This window comes from Kitasatospora sp. NPDC034533 (assembly GCF_055575155.1).
The window spans coordinates 7,131-16,186 of the sequence record NZ_JBVITE010000101.1 but is presented as its reverse complement, the minus strand read 5'-3'; the positions used below and the strand labels follow the sequence as shown (position 1 = coordinate 16,186).

Here is a 9,056-nt window from a genome sequence, read left to right as displayed (position 1 = left end):
CCCCCCCCCCCCCCCCCCCCCCCCCCCCCCCCCCCCCCCCCCCCCCCCCCCCCCCCCCCTCCCCCCCCCCCCCCCCCCCCCCCCCCCCCCCCCCCACCCCTGGGCGGTTACCCGCCGTCCGTGACGGGGCGGTGACGCCGGGGCCAAGGGAGCCCCAACCGCGAGTCGCGAAGGCGCAACGGCTCCCCGGGCCCGGACGCGTCCGGGCCCGGGCTGAGGCATGATCTCGACATGGCCATCGTCGCGGGGATAGACAGTTCGACCAGCCGCACCCGGATCGTCGCGTGTGACGCCGACACCGGTGCCGTCCTGCGCTCCGGCAAGGCGCCGCACCCCGTCCCCGAGGACCAGGACCTGCGCCCCGGCGAGACCGACCCCCAGGTCTGGCTGCACTCGCTCGGCGACGCCGCCACCGGCGGCCTGCTGGAGGGCGTCCGGGCGATCGGGGTCAGCGCCCAGCAGCACGGGATGATCGGCCTGGACGCGGGCGGGGTGCTGGTGCGCCCGGCGATCCTGTGGAACGACCCGCGCTCCAGCGGCGCCGCCGCCAAGCTGCTCGACGCCCTCGGCGGCCCGGCCTCCTGGACGGCGGCGATCGGCTCGGTGCCCGCCCCCACGTACACCATCGCCAAGCTGCGCTGGCTGGCCGAGTTCGAGCCGGCCAACGCCCGCCGGGTCGCCGAGGTGCTGCTACCGCACGACTGGCTGGTCTGGCAGCTGCTCGGCCACCCCAGGCGCCGCACCACCGACCGCGGCGACGCCTCCGGCACCGGCTACTGGTCGCCGATCACCGGCGAGTACCGGCAGGACCTGGTGGAGCTGGCGCTCGGCCACGAACTCCGGCTGCCCGACGTGCTGCCCCCGGCCGAGCCCGCCGGGCACACCCCCGAGGGCCTGCTGATCTCGGCCGGCACCGGGGACAACATGGCCGCCGCGCTGGGCCTGGGCCTCGGCCCGGGCGACGCGGTGGTCTCGCTCGGCAGCGCCGGGACGATCTTCGCCGTGCACGGGGAGGCCGTGGTGGACGCCTCCGGCCTGGTCTCCTCCTTCGCCGACGCCAGCGGCCGCCACCTGCCGATGGTCGCCACCCTCAACGCCGCCCAGGTGCTGCGCTCCACCGCCGCTCTGCTCGGCCGGGACCTGGAGGGCCTCAGCGACCTCGCCCTCCACTCCACCCCCGGCGCCTACGGCCTGGTGCTGCTGCCGTACCTGGACGGCGAGCGCACCCCCGCGCTGCCGCACGCGGCCGGCACCCTGACCGGCCTGCGGGCCGAGGCGATGACCCCTCAGCACCTGGCCCGGGCCGCCGTCGAGGGCATGCTGTGCAACATCGCCGACGCCCTCGACGTGCTGCGCGCCCAGGGCGTCGAGGTGAAGCGGGTGTTCCTCCTCGGCGCGGCCGGCCGGCTGCCGGCCGTGCGGCACGTCGCCCCGATGCTGTTCGGCGTCCCGGTCGTGGTGCCGCCGCCGGGCGCGCACGCCGCGCGCGGGGCCGCCCGGCAGGCCGCCTGGGCGCTGGCGGGCACCCCGGAGCCGCCGGAGTGGGAGCTGCCGGACGCCGAGACCGTCGAGCCCGACGGGGAGGAGGACCTCGCGATCGGCTCGGCGGTCCGCCGGCAGTACCGGGCCGCCCGTGACCAGATCCACCCGGAGACGGCCGGCTGACGGTCCGACGGCGGCCGGTGAAGATGCGTCACCCGGCGCCTGGTGGCAGCGTGGGACGGGACACGGCCACCGACGCGAAGGACGGCAGGACGCCATGGCGCTGCACAAGGGGGCCGGCGACGACCGCCGGCTGAGCCTCGGCCCGTACCCGACCACCGCCGACCCGCTGGGCGCGATGGAGCTCGCCCCGCCGCTGCACCGGCTCGGCGAGGCCCCGGTCGCGGCCGACACCGCGTACCAGCTGATCCACGACGAGCTGATGCTGGACGGCAACGCGCGGCTCAACCTGGCGACCTTCGTCACCACCTCGATGGAGGCCCAGGCCACCCGGCTGATGACCGAGTGCCTCGACAAGAACATGATCGACAAGGACGAGTACCCGCAGACCGCCGAGCTGGAGCGGCGCTGCGTGGCGATCCTCGCCGACCTCTGGCACGCCCCCGACCCGGACGCCGCGATCGGCTGCTCCACCACCGGCTCCAGCGAGGCCTGCATGCTGGCCGGCATGGCGCTCAAGCGCCGCTGGACGCGGGCCAACGCCGAGCGCTACGCCGGCGGGGCCCGGCCCAACCTGGTGATGGGCGTCAACGTGCAGGTGTGCTGGGAGAAGTTCTGCAACTTCTGGGAGGTCGAGGCCCGCACCGCGCCGATGGAGGGCGACCGCTTCCACCTGGACGCCGACCGGGCGGTGGCGCTGTGCGACGAGAACACCATCGGTGTGGTCGGGGTGCTCGGCTCCACCTTCGACGGCTCGTACGAGCCGATCCAGGAGATCTGCGCGGCCCTGGACGCCCTCCAGGAGCGCACCGGCATCGACGTGCCGGTGCACGTGGACGGCGCCTCCGGCGGCATGGTGGCGCCCTTCCTGGACCCGGAGCTGGTCTGGGACTTCCGGCTGCCCCGGGTGGCCTCGATCAACACCTCCGGGCACAAGTACGGCCTGGTCTACCCCGGCGTGGGCTGGGCGCTGTGGCGCGACAAGGAGGCGCTGCCGGAGGAGCTGGTCTTCCGGGTCAACTACCTGGGCGGCGAGATGCCGACCTTCGCGCTCAACTTCTCCCGGCCCGGCGCGGAGGTGGTGGCCCAGTACTTCGTCTTCCTGCGGCTGGGCCGGGAGGGGTTCCGGGCCGTCCAGGGGGCCTGCCGCGAGGTCGCCGGCTACCTGGCCGAGCGGATCGGGAAGCTGGAGGACTTCCGGCTGCTGACCCGGGGCGACCAGCTCCCGGTGTTCGCCTTCACCACCGAGGAGGGCCTGCCCTACGACGTGTTCGACGTCTCCCGGCGACTGCGCGAGCGCGGCTGGCAGGTGCCGGCGTACACCTTCCCGGCGAACCGGGAGGACCTGTCGGTGCTCCGGGTGGTCTGCCGCAACGGCTTCTCCCGGGACCTCGCGGACCTGCTGCTGGCCGACCTCGGCCGGCTGCTGCCGGAGCTGCGGCGCCAGCCCGTCCCGCTCAAGGAGCTCGGGGTGCCGGCCCGGTCGGGCTTCCACCACTGAGCCCGCCGCGGCCTGCCGCGCCCACGCCCGCCGACCCGCCGGCCCGCCGGCTCCGGGCGGCTCCGAGAGCCCCTCCTGATCCCGCCCCTCAGTCCAGGTAGCCGCGCAGTTGCTCGGCGTAGGCGTGGTCGCGGAGCTTGAGCAGGGTCTTCGACTCGATCTGACGGATCCGCTCCCGCGTCACCCCGAACAGCGCGCCGATCTCCTCCAGGGTGCGCGGACGGCCGTCGTCCAGCCCGTAGCGGAGCTGGACGACCTGGCGCTCCCGCTCCCCCAGGGTGGCCAGGACGGCGTCCAGGTGCCGGCGCAGCAGCAGGAAGGCCGCGGACTCGGCGGGCGAGGCGGCGTCGGCGTCCTCGATCAGGTCCCCGAGCGCGACGTCCTCCTCCTCACCGACCGGGGTGTGCAGCGAGACCGGCTCCTGGGCCAGCCGGAGCAGCTCGCGCACCCGCTCCTCGGTCAGCTCCAGCACCGCGGCGATCTCGGCCGCCGTGGGCTCCAGGCCGCGCTCCTGGAGCAGCCCGCGCTGCGCCCGGACCACCCGGTTGATCAGCTCGACCACGTGCACCGGCACCCGGATCGTCCGGGCCTGGTCGGCCAGCGCCCGGCTCATCGCCTGCCGGATCCACCAGGTCGCGTACGTGGAGAACTTGAAACCCCGGGCGTAGTCGAACTTCTCCACCGCCCGGATCAGGCCCAGGTTGCCCTCCTGGATCAGGTCCAGCAGGGTCAGCCCGCGGCCCACGTAGCGCTTGGCCACGGAGACCACCAGGCGCAGGTTCGCCTCGATCAGCCGGCGCTTGGCGATCCGGCCCCGCACCACCAGGGTGTCCAGCTCGCCGGCCAGCGGGTCGGGCGGCGGCGGGTCGAGGTTGAGCCGCTCCTCGGCGAAGACGCCGGCCTCCACCCGGCGGGCCAGCTCGACCTCCTCCTCGGCGGTGAGCAGGCTGATCCGGCCGATCTCGCGCAGGTACTGGCGCAGCAGGTCACCGGCGGGGCCGGTGTCCTCGGCGGGTGCCCGGCGCCGCCCGTCCGGCTCCTCGGCCCCGGCGCCGCCGTCGGGCTCGACGTCGCCCTCGGCCCCGGCGTCGCCGTCGGGCTCGGGCTTCGCGCCGTCGGGCTCGACGTCGCCGTCGGGCTCGGGCTCCGGGCTGTCGGGGTGGCCCTCCGGCAGGCCCTGGGCGGGGACCCTGGCACCGTCCGGGGGCGGCGCCCCGGCCCGGCCGTGATGGGTGTCCTGCTCCTCGGCCCTCCGCCGGCCGCCCGGTCCGGCGGGATCCGCTCGGGTGCTGGTGGTGGTCGCTGCGACGAGGCCTTGCTCCACGGGCATCCCCTCGGGGCGGGCGCGACTCTGGCGGACCCGCGCTGGACGGAGGTGGGCGCCCTCCAGTGTGCGGTACGCCACGCTCCGTGGCCGAGACTCGTGCGCCGACTTTCTGCCGGAGAAGGGAGCGCGGCGGGTGCCGCGGCGCGCGCTACAGCGCCGCCGCGCCCCGGCTGCGCAGCTGCTGCCCGTACTGCTGGAGCTGCCACAGCTCGGTCTGCACGGCGTGCAGCTGCTCGGCGTCGGCCCGGGGCCCGAGGCGCTGGAGGTGGCCGCGGACCTCGGTGATCCGCCGGTCCACCGCCAGCAGCCGCAGCTTGACCAGGAACTCCCCCGCGTAGACGGCGTCCGCCTTGCGGCGCGAGCGCACCGGCTCGACGGTCAGCTCGGTGACCAGCGAACGCACCCGGTCGTCCGGGGCCGCCTCGCGCACCGCGCCGGTGAAGTCGGGCAAGGTCGCCCCGTACGCGGCGCCGCCGGCCTTGGCGATGGCCTGCCGGACGGCGGTGTACGGCGGGGTCGGGAACTCGTCCTCGCCGTAGTGGTCGAAGGCCGGGCTGACCAGCTCCGGGTGCTGGAGCGCCAGCTTGAGCAGCTCGCGCTCGACGAACTGGGCCGGGTCGCGCGGGTCGAGCCGGAAGGAGGGCTGCGCGGGGCGCTGCGGCTGAAGCGGCTCGGGGCGGCGCTGGGCGGCCGCGCCGCGCGGGTTCTGCTGGCGTTCGCGGTCCCACCGGGCCAGCTGGGAGATCCGGCGGACGACGAACTGCTCGTCCAGGATGCCGAGCATCCCGGCCAGCCGGACGGCGTACTCGTGCTGGATCGAGCGGTCCTTGATCTTGGCGACGATCGGGGCCGCCTCCTCCAGCGCCGCCGAGCGCCCCTCCGGGGTGTCCACCCGGTGCCGGGCCACCGCCGAGGTCAGCGCGAACTCGAACAGCGGGACCGGGTTGTCGATCAGCTGCCTGACCGCCTCGTCGCCCTGGGCCAGCCGCAGCTCGCACGGGTCCATGCCGCCCGGGCTGATCGCGATGGAGGTCTTGGCGGCGAACTTCTGGTCGTCCTCGAAGGCGCGCAGGGCGGCCTTCTGGCCGGCCGCGTCGCCGTCGAAGGTGAAGACGGTCTCGCCCCGGTACTGGGAGGTGTCCATCAGCAGCCGGCGGATGATCTTGATGTGGTCCTCGGCGAAGGCGGTGCCGCAGGTGGCCACCGCGGAGGTGACGCCGGCCAGGTGGCAGGCCATCACGTCGGTGTAGCCCTCGACCACCACGGCGCGCCCCGACTTGGCGATCTCCTTCTTCGCCAGGTCGATGCCGTACAGCACGTGGGACTTCTTGTAGATCGGCGTCTCGGGGGTGTTCAGGTACTTCGGCCCGTTGTCGTCCTCGCGCAGCCGGCGGGCGCCGAAGCCGACCACCTCGCCCGCGATGTCCCGGATCGGCCAGACCAGCCGGCCCCGGAAGCGGTCGATCAGGCCGCCGCGCTGGCCCTGCGAGGCCAGGCCGCCCTGGAGGATCTCCTTGTCGGTGAAGCCCTTGCCGCGCAGGTAGCGGACCAGGTGCTCCCACCCCGCGGGGGCGTAGCCGACGCCGAAGGCCTTCGCGGCCTCCTCGTCGAAGCCGCGCTCGGCCAGGAAGCGGCGGCCGATCTCCGCCTCCGGCGAGGCCAGCTGCTCCTGGTAGTAGGCGGCCGCCACCTTGTGCGCCTCGACCAGCCGGGTGCGCTCGCCCTGCTGGTGACGGGGGCTGTAGCCGCCCTCCTCGTAGCGCAGGGTGATGCCGGCCTGGGCGGCCATCCGCTCGACGGCCTCGGCGAAGGTGAAGTGCTCGATCTTCATCAGGAAGGCGATCGTGTCGCCGTTCTCCTGGCAGCCGAAGCAGTGGAAGACGCCCTTGGCGGGGTTCACGTAGAAGGAGGCGGACTTCTCGTCGTGGAAGGGACAGACGCCCTTGTACTCGCCGCCGCCACCGTTGGTCAGCTGTACGTAGTCGCCGACCACCGCGTCGATCGGCAGTGCGCTGCGCACCGCCTGCACGTCTTCGTCCCTGATCCGCCCGGCCACCCCGGAAGTCTACTGGGGCGGCCGGGGTTTCCGGCCGGGCCGGGGGCGGGGCCCGGTGGGCCGCGGGCGCCCGGAGGCGGGCCCCGCGCTCACGCCCAGGCGGCGCCGACCAGTCTGGCGTGCAGGGCCAGGGCCGAGGCGTCCGTCAGGGTGGCGATCTGGTCGACGACCGTGCGCAGGGCGGCGCGGTCGTCCTCGGCCTCCCGGTACATCGCGGCGAACACCGGGTCCAGCCCCTCGGGGGCGCGCTGGGTGAGCACGTACGCCAGCTCGGCGATCACGATCCGCTGGCGGGCCCGCAGCTGGGCCTGCTCGTCGCGCTGCATCACGTAGCGGACGGCGACCGCCTTGAGCACCGCGCACTCCAGCCGGACCTCCCTCGGCACCACCAGCTCGGCGGCGTAACGGGTGAGCCGGCCGGGGCCGTAGCGGGCGCGGGTGGCCTGCTCGGCGGCCAGGCAGAAGCGGCCGATCAGCTGGCTGGTGAGGTCCTTGAGCCCGGCCCGGGCGCGGGCGGTGCCGTCGTAGGAGCGCGGCCACCACTCCTGGGCGAGCAGCCGGTCCAGGGCTTCGGACAGCTCCTGCGGCTCGGCGTCCCGGGCGTAGCGCCCGGCGACCTCGAAGAGTTCGGCGCGCTCGCTCGGGGCGCGCAGGGCGGCCGGGTCGATGTGGCCGGCCTGGAGGCCGTCCTCGACGTCGTGGGTGGAGTACGCCACGTCGTCGGACCAGTCCATCACGGTGGCCTCGAAGCACTTGCGCCCGGCGGGGGAACCCGCCCGCAGCCAGCGGAAGACCGGGAGGTCGTCGGCGTAGACGCCGTACTTGGGCGAGGCCGGGTCGGTGGGGTGGTCGCCCTTGGTCCACGGGTACTTGGTGGCGGCGTCGAGGGCCGCCCGGCTCAGGTTGAGGCCGACGCTGCGCCCCGGCCAGGGGGCGAGCCGGGCGGCCGGCCGCTCCTCGCGGGGCGCGAAGCGCTTGGGTTCGAGCCGGGTCAGGATGCGCAGCGACTGGGCGTTGCCCTCGAAGCCGCCGCACTCCGCGGCGGCGTGGTCGAGGGCCTCCTCGCCGGTGTGGCCGAACGGCGGGTGGCCGATGTCGTGGGCCAGGCAGGCCGTCTCCACCAGGTCCGGGTCGCAGCCCAGGGCTGCCCCCAACTCCCGCCCGACCTGGGCGCATTCCAGGGAGTGGGTGAGCCGGGTGCGCGGGAAGTCGCTGCGCATCGGGGCGACCACCTGGGTGGTGCCGGCCAGTCGGCGCAGTGCGGCCGAGTGCAGCACCCGGGCGCGGTCGCGCTGGAAGGCGGTGCGGCCGGGGCGCTTGTCGGGTTCGGGGACCCAGCGGGCCTCGGCGGCGTGGTCGTACGGGATCGGGGCGGCGAGGCGGTGCGTGGTGTCATCCATATGCACCTCACCGTACGCCGCGCCCCCGACACGCGGGATGTGCGGCGCGCGACGGCGCGGGGGCCGGGGCGTGAACGGCGCGTGGCGCGCGGGCGCCCGCCCCGGCGGGTCGGCCGGGACGGGCGGCCCCGGCCCGGACTCAGCCCCTGATCGCCTTCAGGACCACCTCGGCGGCCGCCTCCTGCCCCTGGGCGTTGGGGTGGATCGGCGCCATCCCCCGGCGCGGGAGCGGCGGCTCGACCCAGCGCCTGTCCTCCCCCGCGCACATGTCGTGCCCGGCCGAGGGCCCGGCGAGGTCCACGAACACCGCGCCGGCCGCCTCCGCGCGCTGCTTGAGCATGCCGTTGAGCTGCTGCTCCTTCTCCACCAGGAAGGCCAGGTCGGAGGGGGCCACGGCGTTGCCGAGCACCGGAAGGCAGCTCGCCGGGTCGGCCGGGAGCAGCCCCGGGTACCCGACCACGTAGACCTTGGCCTCCGGGGAGCGCTTCCGGACGTCCTGGAGCACCCGGCCGAGCCGGTCCCCGGCCGCGTCCACCTTGCGCTTGACCTCGTCGGTGCCGTCGCCGGCGGCGTAGTGGTCGCGGCAGGGCGAGGTACCGGACCGGTTGCCGCGGTCGGTGATCACGCCCTTGACGAGGTTCACCAGGTTCTCCTTGGCGCACTCCGTCACGACCTCCATGAAGCCGGCGTCGTTGCCGCCGATCCCCAGGGTGACCAGCCGGGTGTCCGCCGTCAGCGCGTCCAGCTGGGCCGGGTTGGCGCCGTCGGCGACCTTCTGCGGAGCGGTCAGGTCCCCGGTGCGGGCGCTGCTGCAACTGACGTCGGTGAACTGCCCGGGGGCCAGCGAGAGCGCCTTCGCCACCAGCGAGGGGTAGTTGGCCCCGGAGCGGTAGCAGGCGCCCGGCGCGCCGATCTGCGGCGGGATGTTCATCCCGGCGGTGTACGAGTCGCCGAGCGCGACGTACGGGCCGGTGGGCGGCGGGGCCGGGGTCGGCGTGGCGGGGGGGGGGTTCTGGGCGCTGGCGGGGGAAACGCCCCCCAAAACAACCTCCCCCCCAAGCCACCCCCCCCCCCCCCCCCCTTAACCACACAACCACTAAACGGGAAGGG

General features: G+C 75.2%; 6 protein-coding genes. 2 read left to right on the top strand and 4 right to left on the bottom strand.

Going from position 1 to position 9,056, the window contains the following annotated elements:
* The first annotated feature begins 231 nt into the window (after nt 1-231).
* Together ACZ55U_RS37045 and ACZ55U_RS37040 are read left to right on the top strand one after the other, a co-directional pair.
* A complete protein-coding gene (locus ACZ55U_RS37045; protein ID WP_465533675.1) occupies nt 232-1,665 on the top strand; it encodes an FGGY family carbohydrate kinase in 1,434 nt (477 codons plus the stop codon).
* 94 nt (nt 1,666-1,759) lie between these two features.
* Nucleotides 1,760-3,163 carry a glutamate decarboxylase gene (locus ACZ55U_RS37040; protein ID WP_465533673.1) on the top strand — a complete coding sequence of 468 codons (1,404 nt, stop codon included), beginning with the start codon at nt 1,760-1,762 and terminating at the stop codon, nt 3,161-3,163.
* 88 nt (nt 3,164-3,251) lie between these two features.
* Here ACZ55U_RS37040 and ACZ55U_RS37035 read toward each other — a convergent pair whose 3' ends face one another.
* The 4 genes from ACZ55U_RS37035 to ACZ55U_RS37020 all read right to left on the bottom strand — a co-directional run bounded on the left by ACZ55U_RS37035 (nt 3,252) and on the right by ACZ55U_RS37020 (nt 8,988).
* Nucleotides 3,252-4,493 carry an RNA polymerase sigma factor gene (locus ACZ55U_RS37035; RefSeq protein ID WP_465533671.1) on the bottom strand — a complete coding sequence of 414 codons (1,242 nt, stop codon included), beginning with the start codon at nt 4,491-4,493 and terminating at the stop codon, nt 3,252-3,254.
* Nucleotides 4,494-4,638: 145 nt separating this feature from the next.
* Entirely contained in the window at nt 4,639-6,546 is a 1,908-nt protein-coding gene (dnaG, locus tag ACZ55U_RS37030; RefSeq protein WP_465533669.1) for a DNA primase, read from the bottom strand.
* An 89-nt stretch (nt 6,547-6,635) separates the two neighbouring features.
* Nucleotides 6,636-7,946 carry a deoxyguanosinetriphosphate triphosphohydrolase gene (locus tag ACZ55U_RS37025; RefSeq protein WP_465533667.1) on the bottom strand — a complete coding sequence of 437 codons (1,311 nt, stop codon included), beginning with the start codon at nt 7,944-7,946 and terminating at the stop codon, nt 6,636-6,638.
* A 139-nt stretch (nt 7,947-8,085) separates the two neighbouring features.
* Nucleotides 8,086-8,988, bottom strand: a complete 903-nt coding sequence (locus tag ACZ55U_RS37020) for an SGNH/GDSL hydrolase family protein (RefSeq protein WP_465533665.1) — start codon at nt 8,986-8,988, stop codon at nt 8,086-8,088.
* Nucleotides 8,989-9,056 lie beyond the last annotated feature (68 nt).

What these genes read in the sequence shown, in the direction of transcription:
- ACZ55U_RS37045 (WP_465533675.1), top strand. Translation starts at nt 232, where the DNA reads ATGGCCATCGTCGCGGGGATAGACAGTTCGACCAGCCGCACCCGGATC.
- ACZ55U_RS37040 (WP_465533673.1), top strand. Translation starts at nt 1,760, where the DNA reads ATGGCGCTGCACAAGGGGGCCGGCGACGACCGCCGGCTGAGCCTCGGC.
- ACZ55U_RS37035 (WP_465533671.1), bottom strand. Translation starts at nt 4,493, where the DNA reads ATGCCCGTGGAGCAAGGCCTCGTCGCAGCGACCACCACCAGCACCCGA.
- ACZ55U_RS37025 (WP_465533667.1), bottom strand. Translation starts at nt 7,946, where the DNA reads ATGGATGACACCACGCACCGCCTCGCCGCCCCGATCCCGTACGACCAC.